At 63.5% G+C, this 17,113-nt stretch carries 19 protein-coding genes; 8 read left to right on the top strand and 11 right to left on the bottom strand.

Features of this window, described 5'->3' with window-relative positions:
• The 3 genes from IB279_RS00930 to IB279_RS00940 all read left to right on the top strand — a co-directional run bounded on the left by IB279_RS00930 (window position 1) and on the right by IB279_RS00940 (window position 2,276).
• A complete protein-coding gene (locus tag IB279_RS00930) occupies window positions 1-528 on the top strand; it encodes a GNAT family N-acetyltransferase (RefSeq protein ID WP_113186881.1) in 528 nt (175 codons plus the stop codon).
• 275 nt (window positions 529-803) lie between these two features.
• Window positions 804-1,829 (top strand): histone deacetylase family protein, encoded by a 1,026-nt coding sequence (locus IB279_RS00935; protein ID WP_060580588.1) that lies wholly within the window; start codon window positions 804-806, stop codon window positions 1,827-1,829.
• A 99-nt stretch (window positions 1,830-1,928) separates the two neighbouring features.
• Complete coding sequence (locus tag IB279_RS00940; RefSeq protein ID WP_029742419.1) at window positions 1,929-2,276, top strand: hypothetical protein; 348 nt, start codon at window positions 1,929-1,931, stop codon at window positions 2,274-2,276.
• Between the two features lie 112 nt (window positions 2,277-2,388).
• Here the strand turns inward: IB279_RS00940 and IB279_RS00945 are convergent, their stop codons facing one another.
• The gene (locus IB279_RS00945; protein ID WP_029742420.1) at window positions 2,389-3,027 is read right to left on the bottom strand and encodes an exopolysaccharide biosynthesis protein; all 639 of its coding nucleotides are present in this window, start codon (window positions 3,025-3,027) and stop codon (window positions 2,389-2,391) included.
• 203 nt (window positions 3,028-3,230) lie between these two features.
• Between IB279_RS00945 and IB279_RS00950 the strand changes: the two genes are divergently transcribed.
• Window positions 3,231-3,884 (top strand): OmpA family protein, encoded by a 654-nt coding sequence (locus IB279_RS00950; protein WP_192338940.1) that lies wholly within the window; start codon window positions 3,231-3,233, stop codon window positions 3,882-3,884.
• Between the two features lie 72 nt (window positions 3,885-3,956).
• On the opposite strand, the gene IB279_RS00955 is transcribed toward IB279_RS00950, so the two are convergent.
• The 6 genes from IB279_RS00955 to epmA all read right to left on the bottom strand — a co-directional run bounded on the left by IB279_RS00955 (window position 3,957) and on the right by epmA (window position 9,973).
• Window positions 3,957-4,772, bottom strand: a complete 816-nt coding sequence (locus tag IB279_RS00955) for a class I SAM-dependent methyltransferase (RefSeq protein ID WP_113186880.1) — start codon at window positions 4,770-4,772, stop codon at window positions 3,957-3,959.
• Window positions 4,773-4,857: 85 nt separating this feature from the next.
• On the bottom strand, window positions 4,858-6,285 hold the full coding sequence (locus IB279_RS00960; RefSeq protein WP_113186879.1) for an MFS transporter: 1,428 nt from the start codon (window positions 6,283-6,285) through the stop codon (window positions 4,858-4,860).
• A gap of 90 nt (window positions 6,286-6,375) precedes the next feature.
• The gene (sigJ, locus tag IB279_RS00965) at window positions 6,376-7,269 is read right to left on the bottom strand and encodes an RNA polymerase sigma factor SigJ (RefSeq protein WP_034804673.1); all 894 of its coding nucleotides are present in this window, start codon (window positions 7,267-7,269) and stop codon (window positions 6,376-6,378) included.
• Between the two features lies 1 nt (window position 7,270).
• Complete coding sequence (locus IB279_RS00970) at window positions 7,271-7,702, bottom strand: carboxymuconolactone decarboxylase family protein (RefSeq protein ID WP_034804671.1); 432 nt, start codon at window positions 7,700-7,702, stop codon at window positions 7,271-7,273.
• Between the two features lie 169 nt (window positions 7,703-7,871).
• Window positions 7,872-8,924 (bottom strand): lysine-2,3-aminomutase-like protein, encoded by a 1,053-nt coding sequence (locus IB279_RS00975; RefSeq protein ID WP_113186878.1) that lies wholly within the window; start codon window positions 8,922-8,924, stop codon window positions 7,872-7,874.
• Window positions 8,921-9,973 (bottom strand): EF-P lysine aminoacylase EpmA, encoded by a 1,053-nt coding sequence (epmA, locus tag IB279_RS00980; RefSeq protein ID WP_113186877.1) that lies wholly within the window; start codon window positions 9,971-9,973, stop codon window positions 8,921-8,923. The genes IB279_RS00975 and epmA overlap by 4 nt, the downstream gene beginning before the upstream one ends.
• 160 nt (window positions 9,974-10,133) lie before the next feature.
• On the opposite strand from epmA, the gene efp reads away from it, so the two are divergent.
• A complete protein-coding gene (efp, locus tag IB279_RS00985) occupies window positions 10,134-10,703 on the top strand; it encodes an elongation factor P (protein WP_029742428.1) in 570 nt (189 codons plus the stop codon).
• A 160-nt stretch (window positions 10,704-10,863) separates the two neighbouring features.
• A complete protein-coding gene (locus IB279_RS00990; RefSeq protein ID WP_029742429.1) occupies window positions 10,864-12,105 on the top strand; it encodes a cyclopropane-fatty-acyl-phospholipid synthase family protein in 1,242 nt (413 codons plus the stop codon).
• Here the strand turns inward: IB279_RS00990 and IB279_RS00995 are convergent.
• Entirely contained in the window at window positions 12,095-12,925 is an 831-nt protein-coding gene (locus IB279_RS00995) for a lipo-like protein (protein ID WP_060580593.1), read from the bottom strand. The two genes, IB279_RS00990 and IB279_RS00995, sit on opposite strands and share 11 nt — an antisense overlap.
• A 165-nt stretch (window positions 12,926-13,090) precedes the next feature.
• On the opposite strand from IB279_RS00995, the gene mbfA reads away from it, so the two are divergent.
• Window positions 13,091-14,074, top strand: a complete 984-nt coding sequence (gene mbfA, locus IB279_RS01000) for an iron exporter MbfA (protein ID WP_029742431.1) — start codon at window positions 13,091-13,093, stop codon at window positions 14,072-14,074.
• 73 nt (window positions 14,075-14,147) lie between these two features.
• Here the strand turns inward: mbfA and IB279_RS01005 are convergent, their stop codons facing one another.
• Window positions 14,148-14,768 (bottom strand): transglutaminase-like cysteine peptidase, encoded by a 621-nt coding sequence (locus IB279_RS01005; protein WP_029742432.1) that lies wholly within the window; start codon window positions 14,766-14,768, stop codon window positions 14,148-14,150.
• A gap of 289 nt (window positions 14,769-15,057) precedes the next feature.
• On the bottom strand, window positions 15,058-15,861 hold the full coding sequence (locus IB279_RS01010) for a carboxylesterase (protein WP_113186876.1): 804 nt from the start codon (window positions 15,859-15,861) through the stop codon (window positions 15,058-15,060).
• Between the two features lie 220 nt (window positions 15,862-16,081).
• On the opposite strand from IB279_RS01010, the gene infC reads away from it, so the two are divergent.
• Window positions 16,082-16,618: a translation initiation factor IF-3 gene (infC, locus tag IB279_RS01015; protein WP_034804663.1), complete on the top strand. Its 537-nt coding sequence runs from the start codon at window positions 16,082-16,084 to the stop codon at window positions 16,616-16,618.
• A 175-nt stretch (window positions 16,619-16,793) separates the two neighbouring features.
• On the opposite strand, the gene IB279_RS01020 is transcribed toward infC, so the two are convergent.
• Window positions 16,794-17,108, bottom strand: a complete 315-nt coding sequence (locus IB279_RS01020; RefSeq protein ID WP_034804662.1) for a hypothetical protein — start codon at window positions 17,106-17,108, stop codon at window positions 16,794-16,796.
• Window positions 17,109-17,113 lie beyond the last annotated feature (5 nt).

Here is a 17,113-nt window from a genome sequence, read left to right on the forward strand (position 1 = left end):
ATGTCCGATATTCAGATCCGCCTGCTGTCTGCGAATGAAGCGCTGGCCGCCATCCCTGCGCTCGCCGAGGTGCTGTCCGATTGCGTCGAGGGTGGCGCCTCGGTCGGCTTCATGCAGCCCTATCCGCCCGAGAGCGCGCTTGCCTACTGGCGCGGCGTCGCCGAGGCGGTTGCGGGCGGCGAGACGTTGCTGGTGGTGGCCGAGGTTGCAGGCCGCATCCTCGGCACCGTGCAGGTCGGTGTCGCGCAGATGCCGAACCAGCCGCACCGCGGCGATCTGAAGAAGCTGCTGGTGCATCGCGACGCCCGCGGCAAAGGGCTGGCACGCCGGCTGATGGACGCGGTCGAGCGCGAGGCGGCAGCCCGCGGCAAGACGCTGCTGGTGCTCGACACCGCGACCGGCAGCGAGGCCGAGGCGATCTATCCGCGCCTGGGCTGGGAGCGCGTCGGCGTCATCCCCGACTATGCGATGTGGCCGGAAGGCGGCCTCTGCGCCACGACATTCTTCTACAAGCGGATTGCGGCCTAGCGAATGGTCTTCGATCGGCGCAATCGCCCCTCACCCTAACCCTCTCCCCACAGGCGCGGAGAGGGGACGTGCCAGTTCGCAAAGCTGTCGGGCGAAGCCATCGCCCTTCAACGGTGCTGTTGTTGAAGCGAGCGGGTGCCGCGCGTCTCCGTCGCCCCGCTTGCAGGGAGAAGGTGGTCGGCAGGCCGGATGAGGGCGCGCGCCGAGATAGCCAGCAGCCCGGCTCCTGTCGTAGGTTGCCCACGCCCGCCAGTCGCACCCGAACAGGATACCCCATGCGCATCTACTACTCCGAAGACCACAAGCTCCGCGACGCCAAGACCGAACTTTTCGGCGGCGAACTCGTGCCGCCTTTCGAGGCGCCGTTCCGCGCCGAATGGATCCTGGCGGCGGTGAAGGAAGCGGGTTTCCTTGATGTCGTGGCACCCGAGCGTCACGGTCTCGATGTCGCTCTCAAGCTGCACGCGCCCGATTACCTCGACTTCCTCGAAACCGCCTGGTCGCGCTGGGTCGCTGATGGCTACAGGGGGGAGGCGATCCCGGCCTGCTTCCCGGCGCGGCGCATGCGCCAGCATCCGCCGAGGGATATCGACGGCGCGCTCGGTTACTATTCCTTCGCCGCGGAAACGGCGATCACTGAGGGTACCTACGCCGCCGCCCGCGCGGCGATGGATTGCGCCATCTCGGCGGCCGACCACATCCACACCGGGAGCCGTGCCGCCTTCGCGCTCTGCCGCCCGCCCGGCCATCATGCGGCGATCGATCTCTATGGCGGCTATTCCTTCATCAACAATGCTGCTTGCGCCGCCCAGCGCTTGCGGGATCATGGTGCCCAGAAGGTCGCCGTGCTCGATGTCGATTTCCACCATGGCAACGGCACTCAGGATATTTTCTACGAACGCGGCGACGTTTACTTCGCCTCGCTGCATGGCGACCCGGTCGAGGCCTTCCCGCATTTCCTCGGCTTTGCCGACGAGGAGGGTGCCGGTGCCGGGCTCGGCACGACGAAAAACTATCCGCTGCCGCGCGGCACCCTGTTTGATGCCTGGTCGGGCGCCATGGCCGACGCGCTCTCGCGCATCGAGGCCTTCGGTGCCGAAGCCCTGGTCGTCTCGCTCGGCGTCGATACCTTCGAGCGCGACCCGATCTCGTTCTTCCAGCTGAAGTCCGAAGACTATCTGCGCATGGGCGAGGCGTTGCGGCGCACCGGCCTGCCGGTCGTCGTCTGCATGGAGGGGGGCTACGGCGTGCCGGAAATCGGCCTCAACGTCGCCAACGTGCTGAGAGGTATTTCCGGCTAGGATTCCGTCATCGGAAAAGCGTTTTGCCGCTATTGACCTCAACTATACTTGAGGTCGTACGACTGCTCTCGTTCAAAAAGAGATGAGAGGAAAAGAGCTATGAGCAGTCAATCAAATAGCGTGGCGCCGCTTTACCGCATCAACAAATACACCGTGCCGGCGGAAGCGCGGCCGCAGTTCGTCGAGCTGGTCGACAAGACGCTGGCCGTCATCCGCAAGCAGGACGGATATGTGAAGGACCTGTTCCTGGAGCAGCACGCCGGTCCTGGCCAGTTTGACTTCATCACCATGATCGAATTCGCCAATGCTGACGTCGCGCCGAAGGTCGCAGCCGCGCTTGTCGAGTTCGACCGCCAGCTCGGCCTCGATCGCGAGGCGCTGATGAAGATGCTCGGCATCCGCACCGACTTTGCCAGCTACCGGGCTTTCGGCGGTCTGGCTGCCTAGAGCAATTCCAGGAAACGTGTACAGCGGTTTCGGTCCGGAATTGCGTGCCACAGATGGTCAGAACGAAAAGGCCCGGCAGTTGGCCGGGCCGATCCACACGCCTGATGAGGTGTCAGGAGACGAAGAACGACGACAGGCCCTGACCGGCGGCAAAGGCCATATAGGCAAGCACGGTGAAGTAGACCGTGGTCGCGATCAGGAAGAGATAGCCCCCGGCCACCATCAGTCCGTCGCGCTGAATGATACCGAGCGAGAGTAAGAGGATCGCGATCCCCGGCAGCGTGTTCGACAGCGGGATCAGGCCGAGCGGGAACATCAGGAGAATGCCGCCGGCCATGATCATCAGGCCGTTGAAGCGGTTCATCAGCGCGCCCTGCGTCAGGAAACCGAGACGCGGACGGACGTAACGATCGAGCTTGGAAACGAGATTCGCGCCTTTCTGCAGCGTCGGCACCAGCTTCTCGGTCTCGATCCGGCGATCGAGAATGCGCTGCGGCATCCACGGCAGGCGATTGAGCGTGACCGATACGGAAATCAGGATGATCGCTGCGCCGAAGACGGTGCTGACGCCGGGGATCGACACCGGCAGCAGGAACGGCAGAGTCAGCAGGGCACACAGCAGCAGGAAGCCCTGTTCGCCGATTTCCGTCATCAGCTCGCGTAGCGTGATCGTCTCGCCGCGGATCGAGGCAATCATGCCGTTGAGCGTGTCGCTGAGACTGCGTTGCGTGTCGCCGAACTCGATTGCCATTGGAGCTTGCCTCTCTTTTCTTTGGTGCCCGTCCTATCAAGAGCGTGTGAAGGATCGGTTATTGTGTGCCCTGACGGCCACGCCGGCCGCTGGCGAAGCTGGATTTGCCGGTAAACCTTGGCGTGAATGGGACGCCTCTTCATCTTCCTGCCGCAATCGCTAGTATGAAGCAACTTCGAGCACCAATGGGGACAACTGATTCCATGATCAAGAAATGCGCCATTCTGGCTGTCGCGGCCATCTATCTTTCGGGATGCACCACCACCGATCCCTATACGGGCGAGCAGAAGATGTCGAACACGGCCGGTGGCGCGCTGATCGGCGCAGGCCTCGGCGCGGCGACCGGTCTGCTGGTTGGCGGCAGTGCCGCAGGACGGCGTGACTCCGCACTCGTCGGCGCCGCAATCGGCGGTCTCGGCGGCGGCCTGATCGGCAACTACATGGACAACCAGGAAGCCGAGCTGCGCGCCCAGCTACAGGGCACCGGCGTTTCGGTCACCCGCGCCGGCGACCGCATCATGCCGTCCAACATCACGTTCGCGACCGACCGCGACCAGGTGATCCCGGCCTTCTACGACACGCTGAACTCGGTGGCGATCGTGCTGCGCAAGTTCAACAAGACGATGATCGACGTCGATGGCCACACCGACGCGACTGGCAGCGCCTCCTACAACCAGGGCCTCTCCGAGCGCCGCGCCGCTTCGGTCGCCAACTACCTGGCGGGCCAGGGCGTCGACCAGCGCCGCATGTCGGCCATGGGCTACGGCAAGGAGCGTCCGATCGCGTCCAACGGAAGCGAAGCCGGCCGCGCGCAGAACCGCCGCGTCGAAATCTCGATCGCGCCGATCAAGGCCTGATCGGCCGAAAGCGACCGCTTGCAATCGAAGGGGCTGCGCCGCAAGGCGCGGCCCTTTTCATGCCTTGCCGGGCTAGAAACGGTAGCGCAACAGGCGGCCCATCCGGCGCAGCATCGGCAGGGCGCTGACGACATGCGCCGCTATCCGCGCCATCGGCGACAGGCGTGCGACCTGGCCTGAATCATACTCGCTGATCTCGTCGAGCAACGTCAGCCCGGGCACGTCGCGTTCCAGCGTTTGCGCGTTTTCCAGCCCCCAGCGAAGCTCCGCCCCCGTTGCCCGCAGCGATGGGCTCAGCCGCAAAAGCTCGATACCGAGATGGCTGTAGGCGTCGAAGACGATTTCCCCGCCGGCAAGACAGGAGGTCAGCCGTCGCAAGACGTCGCGGACCTCGTGTTCTGAGAGATAGGGAAACACGCCCTCGGCGACGACGATCGCCGGGCGGTCCGCCGGAACGAGGTCGATCCACTCACGCTCCGTTATCGAGGAGGCGATCGTCGTGCAGCCGGCGCGCGCCGGGAAAAGCTGTCGCCGCAAGGCGATCACATCGGGAAAGTCGACATCGAACCAGCCGATGGACGCGGGCGGATCGAGCCGCAATATACGTGTGTCGAGACCGCAGCCGAGGTTGAGCACGATTGCGTCCGGGTGGCGCCCGATAAAGGCGCGCGCCCAGCGGTCGAGCATATGGGCGCGCACGGCAATGCCGATCGTCATGTCGTGGCCGGCATCGGGCGGTTTCGGCCTGCCGGCGAGCCGCCGCATGAGATCGGCGGCAAAGTGATCGTTGAGCAGGGAATCCGGGAACGCGCTCTCTGCGGCCTTGGCCTGGAGCGTGACCAGCAAGGTCTCCCGTACGCCGTGAAGGCCGATCTCCTCGGCTTCCATCCTCTCCTCCCAAGGGCGTGATGCACCCCGCCGCACAGCTTGCATTTTGCAGGCCCTCCACCCCGGGGAAGGCCCGCAAAGGCGCCTATTTCGCCGTTCGGCGCGCCCGCCAGACTCGTCCGGCTGTCAGAACGGCCAGCGCCGGCATCAGCGCAAACAGCCAGAAGAGCCAGCGTGTCGCCATCGCCACGCCTTCCGTCGACGGCGTTTCGATGCCGGCGAGATTGGCGGTAAGCCCGGCCAGCGCCGCGCCGAGTGCTGCGGCGAAGAGCTGGACCGTGGTAATCGAGCTCGACGCCTTCTCCGCTTCGCCTTCCGGCGCAAATTCATAGACGGCCGTCACAATGTGCGGCCAGGCAAAGCCCATGCCGAAGCCGACCGCCATGATGCCGAGGCTGAGCGGCGCGGCGATCACCATGAATTCCGATCCTGCCATCGGCATGAACAGCGCAATCAGTGCCAGGCCGACAAAGCCGAAGGCCGGGCCGGCAAAGATCGTCTGCTTTGCCCTTTCCCCATGCCAGTGGGCGCTTGTCATCGACCCGGCGGTCCAGCCGATCGACATCAGCGCCGCAATGTAGCCGGCTACCAGCGGCGACAATCCGTGCAGCTCCTGCAGGAGGTACGGCACATAGATTTCCGGCTGCAGGCCGACCATCAGCAGGGTGATCGTAGCATAAAGGGCTGCCAGCGGGGAGGTCGGGGTGAAACTGCCGGAGGGGAGCAGCTTGCCTGTCGCCCGTTTCTCGACGACGAGCAGTGCCAGGAACATGAGGATCGCCGCGCCGACGCAGCCTACCTGCTCCACCGCCGTGGTCAGCGTGCTGGCGATGGAAAGCGCGAGCACGATGGCGACGAGCAGTGCCAGTTGCACCAAGGGAAGCGGCGTGCGTGCGCCTTCGCCGGCAGTCTTGCGCGGCAAGGTCGAGAAGGCGAGGGTCGCCAGCAGCGCCGTCAGCGGCAAGAGCGACCAGAAGGCGACGCGCCAGGTGGAAAACTCCGCGAACATGCCGCCGATCGCCGGGCCGACCAGCGTCGCCGTACCCCAGGTGGCCGAAATCAGGCCGATGGCGCGGGTCCAGAGCTCCGGCCGGAAGACCTCACGGATCACGCCATAGGCAAGCGCATAGAGCAGCCCGCCGCCGAAACCCTGGATCGCGCGGCCGGCGAGCAGCATCGCCATCGAGGGGGCCGCAGCGCAGAGGAGTGTGCCCAGCCCGAAGACCAGCGCACCGATCGCATAAGCGCCGCCGGCGCCGACGGCACCAAGCAGCCGGGCCGACAGGGCCGCGCCGAGGATCGAGGCGGCGACGAAGACGGTCGTGCTCCAGGCGTAATATTCGAGCCCGCCGATCTCGCGCACGATCGACGGCATGATCGTCGTCACGACGTAGATGTTGAGCGCGTGCAGCGCGACGCCGCCGCTGAGCACCAGCGAATGCACGGCGTTTCCGCCGGTCAAAAGCGCGCGCCAGCCGGTTTCCTGGTGGGCTGCGGATGTTTTTTCGAGCATGTCAGTACCTCATGCAGCGGTATTGCCGAAAACGTGCGGCCGGCCTGGCCTGTGGGGAGGATCACGTTTGCAAGGGCGATGCCGCCAGTATCAGTGGAGCGCAGCCTCGCCGAAATGCGTGAGCTTGTCCGGGTTGCGCATGATGAAGATGTCGTTGACGTTTCCGTCGCCGTCATAGCCGAAGGCGACGGTTGCCGCGATCTCGTTTTTCGCTTCGTCTCGAAGCACGATGCCGCGGCCGCCATTGATGTCGCCGATTTCCCAGACGTAATGCGACCAGTATTCGGTAAGCCGATCGATGATAAAGGCGAGCACCGTCTCCTTGCCCGAGAGCACTCCGAGCACGGTCGCCACCTTGCCGCCGCCGTCGGCTGTCAGCTTCACATCGGCCGAAAGCAGGGCCGAGAGGCTAGCGACATTGCCGCCGTGGATTGCCTGGTGGAAGGCCGAAAGCAGTTCGTCCTGTCGCTCACGCGGCGTCTGGTGCCGGGCTTTTTCGAGCCCGATATTGGTCTTGGCGCGCGACACCAGCTTGCGGGCGGCGGTTTCCTGCATGTCGAGCGTTTCGGCCACTTCCTCATAGGGCTGGCCGAAGATCTCGTGCAGCAGATAGGCGGCGCGCTCCTTCGGTGTGAGCCGTTCGAGCATCAGCAGGAAGGCCGTCGTCAGTGAGGATGTCAGCGCCAGCTTCTCCTCGGCATTGTCATCGCTCGCCGTATGGATCGGCTCCGGCAGCCAAGCGCCGACATAATCGATGCGCTTGCGGTGCGCCGCCTTCAGGAGGTCGAGGCAGCGCCGCGTGCAGGCAGTCGTCAGCCACGCCGCCGGCGTTTCGATCGTTGTCCGGTCGACCTCCTGCCATTTCAGGAACGTATCCTGCACCGCATCTTCCGCATCGGCACGCGAGCCGAGGATGCGGTAGGCAAGGCCGAGAAGGCGCGGGCGCGCCTCCTCGAAGATCTGCATGTGCTGCCGGTCGTTCATGTCAGTGCCTCGAGATCTGGATGCGGTTCCAAAGGTTGATCATCGCCACCGTCGCGGTGATGACGCTGATCTCCTTTTCGCTGAAATGCTGGCGCAGCTCGGCGCGAAGCGGCGCAAAGTCGGTGCGCGGCTCGAGTTCGGTCAGAGCTTCGGTCCAGGCAAGCGCTGCCTTCTCGCGCGGCGTGAAATCATTGACCTGGTCCCAGACGATGATGCGGTCGAGCCGCTCGTTGCTCTCGCCCTCGGTGCGGGATTCCTTGGTGTGCATCTTCACGCAGAAGCCGCAGCGGTTGATCTGCGAGGCGCGCAGCTGCACGAGATTGTGGATCGTGCGGTCGAGCCCGTGCAGGTCCATGGTCTTGTGCACGTCGGCGAGCGCGCCGAGCACATCGGAGATTTCCTGTTCGTAGCGGACGGCCTTGGTATCGGTCATGGTCTCAACTCCATCGTTGTCGTGGTGCCTATGACCAATTGACGATCGACGCCGGACAGCTGTGACGCGGGCACGATGATTTTTCTCGCAGGACGCGAAGAAAAATGCATGAGCTGATTATTTTGAAGAAGTTTCAATAATTTGGAGAGTCGCGATTTCTCGCCGTGCATCAGGCTTTCGGTGGGTAGCTGTGCTCGCCACCGCGAAAATCCGTGACGGTGTAGCAGCCGCCGCCCTCGTCCGCGATTGAGGCAGCGCTGATCACCGCCTTGCCGTGCCCGCCGGGAATGTCGAGGATATAGGTCGGCTGGCAGAGGCCGGAGACGCGGCCGCGCAGGGCGGCAACCAGCGCCTGGCCTTCCTCGATCGTCAGGCGAAAATGGCTGGTGCCGGGGGCGAGATCCGGGTGGTGCAGGTAGTAGGGCTTGATCCGCGTTTCGACGAAGGCGCGCATCAGGCTGGCAAGTACCTCGGCATCGTCGTTGACGCCCCTCAAGAGCACCGATTGGCTGATCATGACGATGCCGGCATCGATCAGGCGGGCAGAGGCGGCACGTGCCTCGTCCGTCAGCTCGCGCGGGTGGTTGGCATGCAGCGCCACATAGGTCGCCTTGCCGCTGGCTTTGAGTGCCGCGATCAGGCCGGCGTCGATGCGCGCCGGCTCGACCACGGGCACGCGGGTGTGGAAGCGGACGACCTTTACATGCGGGATCGGCTTCAGCCGTTCCATGAGTTCGGCGAGCCGCCGCGGGGACAGTACCAGCGGATCGCCGCCGGTGAGGATCACCTCCCAGATTTCCTCGTGGCTTGCGATATAGGCGATCGCGGCATCGAGTTCGGCTGGCGTCAGCGTGCCAAGCCCCTGGGGCCCGACCATTTCGCGGCGGAAGCAGAAGCGGCAATAGACCGGGCAGACATGCACGGCCTTCAGGAGCACCCGGTCGGGATAACGGTGGACGATGCCGGTCACGGGACTGTGCGGCTTGTCGCCGATCGGGTCCTCGCGCTCTTCGGGCAGCAGGGTCAACTCGGCGGCATCCGGCACGAACTGCCGTGCAATCGGGTCATTGGGGTCGTTGGGATCGATGAGACCGGTGATGGCGGCGCTGATCGCAACGGCATAACGCTCGGCAACGGCGGCAACCGCCGCCTCCTTGGCGCTGTCGATGAGGCCTGTTTCGACCAGTTCGCGTGCGGTCTTGATCGGGCGGTGCGCGTTCACGCTCGTGTCTCCGCCACTGGCGCCCAGAGCACCTGGTCGATGCGCGAGGCTCCGGTTGCGAGCATCACCAACCGGTCGAAGCCGAGCGCGATGCCGCTTGCCTCGGGCATGAAGGCAAGTGCTGCAAGAAAATCCTCGTCGAGCGGATAGGTCTCGCCATAGACGCGGGCCTTCTCCGCCATCTCCATCTCGAAGCGACGCCGTTGTTCCGGCGCATCCGTCAGCTCGCCGAAGGCATTGGCAAGCTCAACGCCGCAGGCATAGAGCTCGAAGCGTTCGGCAACGCGAGGGTCGCGTGCGGCAGGACGCGCCAGTGCCGCCTCGGCCGTCGGATATTCGTCGAGGATCGTCGCGCGGCCGAAGCCGAGGTGCGGCTCGACCTTTTCGACGAGCACCCGGCTGAAAAGATCGGCCCAGGTGTCGTCATGGGCGACCCGAAGGCCGGCTGCGGCCATCGTGGCAGCCAGATGGTCGCGGTCGGTTTCGCCATTGGCGGCGATCGATGCCAGCAGGTCGATGCCGGCAAAGCGCTCGAAGGCGTCCGCCACGCTGAGGCGCTCCGGAGCGGCGAAGGGATCGCAGGCCTGCCCCTGGAAAATAAACTGCTTGGTGCCGGTGGTTTCCGCCGCAAGCGCCAGGATCTCGGCGCAGTCGCGCATCAGCGCCTCGTAGCTTTCGCCGGCGCGGTACCATTCGAGCATGGTGAACTCGGGGTGATGAAGCGGCCCGCGCTCGCGATTGCGGTAGACATGGGCAAAGCAGGCGATGCGCTCTTCGCCGGCGGCCAGCAGCTTCTTGCAGGCAAATTCCGGCGAGGTGTGCAGATAGAGCGGATGGCCGGTTCCGTCGTGGTTGAGCGCCTCGGTCGCGAAGGCATGCAGGTGCGCCTCGTTGCCGGGCGAGACCTGCAGGGTCGCGGTGTCGACCTCGATGAAGTCGCGTGTCTCGAAGAACCGGCGCAATACCGATTGGATCCGGTTGCGGCCGAGAAGAAACGGGCGCCGGTCGGCATGGACATCGGGTGTCCACCAGGGTGAGGCATGCGACATGATCGGTTCAGTCCAGGCTTTCTTCGTGCAGATACCGGCTCAGGCTGGCTATTTGCGCGAAATTAGGGTAGTGGCGGCGCGAAATCCTTCTTTCCGCGTCCTTCAGGGCCCGTGTTTCCGGCCCGCGGTGTCGCGCATACCTCTGTTACAAGGAAGACTAATGGTCAAGGTCATCGCTTCATCTGTCCGTAAGGGCAACGTTCTCGACGTCGACGGCAAGCTCTATGTCGTGCTTACCGCCCAGAACTTCCACCCGGGCAAGGGCACGCCGGTCACCCAGGTCGACATGCGCCGCATTTCCGACGGCGTGAAGGTCTCCGAACGCTACCGCACGACCGAACAGGTCGAGCGCGCCTTCGTCGAAGACCGCGAGCACACCTTCCTCTATGAAGATGCCGAAGGCTTCCACTTCATGAACCCGGAAAGCTATGACCAGCTGGTCATGACCACCGAGGACATCGGCGATCTCAAGGCCTACCTGCAGGAAGGCATGGCCGTCATTCTTTCGATCCACGAAGGCCTGGCGATCGCCATCGACCTGCCGCGCCACGTGACGCTCGAAATCACCGAGACCGAGCCGGTCGTCAAGGGCCAGACGGCTTCGTCGTCCTACAAGCCGGCCATTCTGTCGAACGGCGTCCGCACGCTGGTTCCGCCGCATATCCAGGCCGGCACCCGCGTCATCATCGCGACGGAAGACGGCTCCTACGTCGAGCGCGCCAAGGACTGAGGCATCGACCAGGTCAGTTTGGACGGGGACGGCAGCGAAGGTTGCCGTCCCCGTTTTCGTTTCGGGCAGACCGCATGAGCAACCAGAAATTTAAGGGGCGCATTTCGAAAAACGGGTGCTAGGATGCGGCGCCGATACGACGTGTCACGAGAGGGCCTGCATGTTCCCATTGTCGCATATGATGAAGTCGTTCATTCGCAAGGGTCGCCTGACGGTGATCGATGCCGATGGCAAGAGGCACGTTTATTCCGGGACGCCAGGACCGGAAGTGACGATGCGTCTCACCGACAAGAAGCTTTATCGCAGCCTCGTCTTCAATGCCGAACTGGCCGCCGGCGAAGCCTATATGGACGGCACCATGCGCTTCGAGGAGGGCTCCACCCTCCGCGATTTCCTGACGCTGTTTTCGATCAACCGCCTGTCGCTCGGCTCCTACCCGATCCAGAAGTTGCTGCGCGCGGTAAAAATGCGTTTCCGCAAGCGTCAGCAGGCCAACCCCAAGGGCAAGGCCCAGCAGAACGTCGCGCATCACTACGATCTCGGCAACGAGTTCTACAAGCTGTTCCTCGACGAGAACATGCTCTACTCCTGCGCCTACTTCCGCGAGCCCAACGAGACGCTCGAGACGGCGCAGCGCAACAAGCTGAGGTTGCTTGCCTCCAAGCTTTGCCTGGAGCCCGGCATGAAGGTGCTGGATATTGGCTGCGGCTGGGGCGATCTCGCGATGTACTTGGCGCAGCTGGCGGATGTTCAGGTGCTCGGCGTCACGCTTTCCAAGGAGCAGCAGGCGCTTGCCACCGAACGGGCGCGCAAGGCGGGCCTGTCGGACCGGGTGCGTTTCGAGCTCAAGGACTATCGCGATGTGCAGGGGCCGTTCGACCGCATCGTCTCGGTCGGGATGTTCGAACATGTCGGCGTCCATCACTATGACGAGTTCTTCAAGAAGCTGAACGCGCTGATGCCGGACGACGGCCTGGCGGTGCTGCATTCGATCGGCCACATGAGCCCGCCCGGCATGGCGAGCTCGTGGCTTCGCAAGTACATCTTCCCGGGCGCCTATTCGCCGGCACTGTCGGAGGTCTTCGAGGTCGTCGAGCGCAACAGCCTCTGGGTCAGCGATCTCGAATTCCTGCGGGTGCACTACGCGACGACGCTTGCCCATTGGGGCGCGCGCTTCGACGCGAACCGCGACAAGGTGATCGCGCTATACGACGAGCGCTTTGCCCGCATGTGGGAGTTCTATCTGATCAGTGCCGAGATGATGTTCCGCACCGGCAGCCAGCTTGTCTTCCACATGCAGCTGTCGCGCTCGCGTGATGCGGCGCCGATCGTTCGCGACTACATCACCGACCGCCAGCGCGATTACATGGCCCGCGAACAGGCGCTCGCTCTCAACCTTTGAACGGGTGTTCTCCGTCACCTTGCCAGCGTAATCGCTTGTAGTCGAAGCCGAACTCCAGCGTCGGCTTCACGATCGCGAAGAACGGCGAGAGGTCGAAATCCCTGGGCGTGTAGAGCGAATGATGGCGGATATGCAGGATCTCCTCGCGTGAATAGGTCGAGGTCGCGGACGCCCGTCCGGGCGCGCGGGTAACCTCGGGCAGGATCGGATAGCGGATCTGCTCGAAGGCGGCCGCAATCAGCGTCGAGCAGATCGCGCGCGTCGGGTCGCCGGAACCGAAGGCAAGCAGGCGCCGCCGCCAGCGCACCGGAACCGGCGGCGTCGGCATGAAATAGCGCAGCATGTCCAAAATGTTCTTCAGGTCGTATTTCATCCCGAGCCTCGAGATCATGAAGCCGACGAGTGCTGTGCGATCATCCGGCGTCAGCGCGATAGGCCGGCAGATGCGGGTGTTGAACGAGGCGTATTTCTTCAACGGCACGGCAACGCAGCCCTCGCCGATGTTTACCTCGATCAGTTGCGGCCGCTCGATGACGGGCAGTGTCGCCTGATCGAGCGTCAGCGGCATCTGGTCACCGGCAAAGAAGGCGGCATGCGACCAGGTCGATTGCGTCAGATACTTGATCGCTGCCGAAACCTTCTGGTTGCCTTCGATCAGGAGAATGTCGCCCGGGCGCAGCGTGCGCGCCAGCGTTTCCTGATCGGATGGCGTGTAGGGCTCGTAGCCCGACGTCTGCGCCTGCAGGCGTGCGGCGAGCCTGGCGCCGAGACGATCGAGCAGCGTGTCCTTGCTTTCGGAAAGTGGATAGATGGTCCTCATCGAGGCGATCGCTCCGGGGAGGGGATGGGGATTCGAAACTGGCGGGCATGGTGGCCGAGCCGCGACACTCTGTCGAGCGATTGTTACATGATTGCATAGCTTTGGGCTTGACGGTGCGATTCCGCGTTTCTATTTTAGAACTATTCTAAAGAAGGTTTTCTCCCAATGTTTTCCCGTCTCTTCTCCCGTTCCAAACGCCCGTTTTTGTCTCTCAGCGAACAGGAAATCCTGGCGCTCGCCATCTCCTCCGAGGAGGACGACGGGCGCATCTATCTCGCCTATGCGGATGCGCTTCGGGCGCAGTACCCCCACTCGGCAAAAGTGTTCGAGGAGATGGCGGAGGAGGAAAGCCACCACAGACAATGGTTGATCGATCTGCACGTCCAACGCTTCGGCAACCGCATCCCGCTGATCCGGCGCGAACATGTGCGCGACTTCCCCGAGCGCAAGCCTGACTGGCTGATTGCCGAAATGCCGATCGAAAAGGCGCGCGAGGAGGCCGAAGCGATGGAGGAAGCAGCGCACCGCTTCTATGTCGAGGCCGCCACCAGAACCCAGGATGCCGCCACCCGCAAACTGCTCGGCGATCTCGCGATCGCCGAAAAGTCGCATGAATCGCTCGCCCGTCGGCTTGGCGAAGAGCACACGCCTGAGGACGTGCGCGCCGAGGAGGACCAGACCGCGCGCCGCCAGTTCATCCTCACTTACGTTCAGCCCGGTCTCGCCGGCCTGATGGACGGCTCGGTCTCGACGCTGGCCCCGATCTTCGCCGCTGCGTTTGCCACCCAGGATACCTGGCAGACCTTCCTTGTCGGTCTCTCGGCCTCCGTCGGCGCTGGCATCTCCATGGGCTTCACCGAAGCCGCCCATGATGACGGCAAGCTTTCCGGTCGCGGCTCACCGATCAAGCGCGGCCTTGCCTCCGGCATCATGACCGCGCTCGGCGGTCTCGGCCATGCGCTGCCCTATCTGATCCCGCATTTCTGGACGGCGACCGCGACTGCAGCGGTAATCGTCTTCGTCGAGCTTTGGGCGATCGCCTTCATCCAGAACCGCTACATGGAAACGCCGTTCCTCAGGGCCGCTTTCCAGGTGGTGCTCGGCGGCGGTCTGGTGCTCGCGGCCGGCATCCTGATCGGCAACGCCTGACGGGCGAGCGGGAGATACGAAAAAGGGCCGGTTCGACCGGCCCTTTTTTGAAACTCTTCGTGTTGTCTTGAGGTCAGTTGCCAACCGAGCCGACGAGGACTTCCGCGCCGTTCTGGATGGTGACCCAGCGGCCGCTGTGGTTCGACGCCTGGCGCTTCAGGTAGCGGTAGGGCGTGTTGGTCCAGAGCTTGACGCCGTTTTCGAGGTTATCGAGGATGAAGTCGCCCTGCGAGGTGCGAACGGTCAGAACCGCATGGCCTTCGCCGTCAGGCTTGCGCACCACGGTGATCAACAGGTCGCTTGCCGAGAAGCCCCTGCTCATCAGGCGCTTGCGCTTTTCGAGCACGAAGTCTTCGCAGTCGCCGGCGCCGTCCGGATAGGACCAGACTTCGTCCCGGCCGTGCAGTTCCAGGTCGGTCATCGGCGTGATCTCGCGGTTGACCGCCGCGTTCACCTGCCGGATCGTTGCCCAGCCTCGTTCGGTCACACGCGCAGCGACGGTTCCCTTGGAGCGTACGTTGCACTCGCTCTTGTACTTCTGGCAGAATTCGTAGTGGCCGATCGGCTGCGAGGTCGCGGAGCCGGTCTGCATCCAGGGAGGCGATCCCGCCTGTGCGGGGATTGCCGTGTTTGCTGAAATGAAAAGTGCGCAGAACGCCGCGATACTTCCCTTAACCCCAGTCCAAGACGCCATACAAGTCCCCTGCGGCGCGGTATGCCGGACGCTCTTTGTCCGGACCCATTCGCGCAATCCTGAGTTGAAGGCAGCTTGTTTGGGTTCGTCCCCGGCGCTGCTCTAATCGTTAATAAAGAGTTAATAACGTCGGGGCTGCGGAGTCAATCTCCGGAATCGGGGCATCGGACTTTATGGTTAAAACCGGAGCGGGGTGCACGCGAACCGTTGCGCCGCAGGGGATCTGCGGCACAGGACGGGTTTTGTCCTTGAGGTTCGGTCGAAAAGGAAGGGCTATTGCGGCATGGGCTCAGGCGAGCATCGTGCCGATCGCCTGTTTCATTTTAGCAATGTCTTCTTCACGCGAGAGGCGATGGTCGCCATCGCGAATGAGCGTCATGACGACGTCGTCGGCGGGCAGGTGCTCCATCAGCCGCAGGGCGTGGGAGTAGGGGACATCGGGGTCGCGCATGCCCTGCAGGATGTGCACCGGGCAGCCGGTGGAGATCGTGCCGTCGAGCACCCGGTTGGCCCGGCCGTCCTCGATGAGCGCGCGGGTAAAGATGTTCGGCTCGGGGCTGTATTCGGAAGGCTCCTCGAAATAGCCGCGTTCTGAAAGCGAGGCCCACTCGGCCTCCGTCAGGTTGGGCTCGATCAGTTCGGCGGTAAAGTCGGGTGCCGGCGCGATCAGGACGAGACCGGCGAGCCGGTTTCCGTCGCCCCGGCGCCTGAGCTCCTGGATGACCCGCAAGGCAATCCAGCCGCCCATCGACGAACCGATCAGCACCACGCGCCCCGGTGCCGCCTGATCGATGACGGCGAGGCTTTCTTCCAGCCAGCGCGAGATCGTGCCGTCGGTGAAGGCGCCGCCGGAGGAGCCATGGCCGGAATAATCGAAGCGCACGCAGCTAGCCCCCCGTTCCATGGCATAGCGCTCGACTTCGACCGCCTTGGTGCCGGTCATGTCCGAGCGGTAGCCGCCGAGCCAGACCAGCGTCGGCTGTCCATCCGTCGGCTTGTCGGCGTGCCGCACGCGCATCGCGATCTTGCGCGCGGCCTCCGCTGCGCCGACCTCGATGAAGCTGATTTCCGTCTCGGCTGGCGTATCCTGCATGCAAATTCTCTCCAAAGGCCCGTTTCGCTGGCGATTTTCTTTCTAAAACAGATTCGTCTTGCTATCGACAGGTGGTGATTTTCCTTGCAAGCCGTGCTATTGACTCTCCCGTCGCAATTCACACATTGCCGTCGGTGACAGATTCAGGCGCTTCGTTTGGGATCGCGCCGGCGAACGAATTAAACAACATTTTTCGAAATAGCTCGAGGAGAGTACGACCATTCGCAGACCGTTCAAAGCGGACGCCCCCGTCAAGGAGGGGCCGCGCTCAAACAAGGAAATCCGGGTGCCCCGGGTTCAGCTTATCGACGCCGAAGGCCAGAACATCGGCGCCGTCCCGATCGACCAGGCGCTCCGTATGGCGGAGGAAGCCGGTCTTGATCTGGTGGAAATCGCGCCGAACTCCGAACCGCCGGTGTGCAAGATCCTCGATCTTGGCAAGCTGAAGTTCGCCAACCAGAAGAAGGCGGCCGAAGCGCGCAAGAAGCAGAAGATCGTCGAAATCAAAGAAATCAAGATGCGTCCCAACATCGACACGCACGATTATGACGTGAAGATGCGGGCGATGAACCGGTTCTTCGAGGACGGCGACAAGGTCAAGGTCACGCTGAAGTTCCGCGGTCGCGAAATGGCCCACCAGGAACTCGGCATGAAGCTTCTGCTGCAGGTCAAGGACGACACCCAGGCGATTGCCAAGGTGGAAGCCGAGCCGAAGCTCGAAGGCCGCCAGATGATGATGGTTCTCGCGCCGCGCTAAGCGCGTGCCGCCCATCCGTCGAGATGACGAAAGCCGCCTCCGGGCGGCTTTTTTTCGTTTGCGGGATCCTTCGGGCTTTGCTGACAGAATGCTGACAATCGCCCTCAGCGAGCTGTCAGGCGTCCCGTGCCATTCTCTCCGCATCGCATCGGGAGAAGGAGCCGAGATCATGACTTCAGTACTGCGCAAGGCCTTGCTCGTTTCTACGGTCGCCGTCTGCGGCCTCGTTTCGGCGCCGATTGGCGCTTCCCTCGTTGCCACCGGAGCGTCGCATCCCTTCTCGACCATGGCGCTCGCCGACGATGACGATGACGGTGACGATAACGGCGGTCGTGGTGGCGGCAATGACGACCGCGACGACGATCGGGACGACGGTCGTCACAACGATCGAGACGATGACGATGATCGTGGCCCCGGTCATCGCGACGACGATGATGATGACCGCTTCGACGACATCGACGACGACTTCGACGATGCCCGAGATGATCATGAGAT

It is taken from the genome of Ensifer sp. ENS06 (assembly GCF_014852205.1).
Classification (GTDB): domain Bacteria; phylum Pseudomonadota; class Alphaproteobacteria; order Rhizobiales; family Rhizobiaceae; genus Ensifer; species Ensifer adhaerens.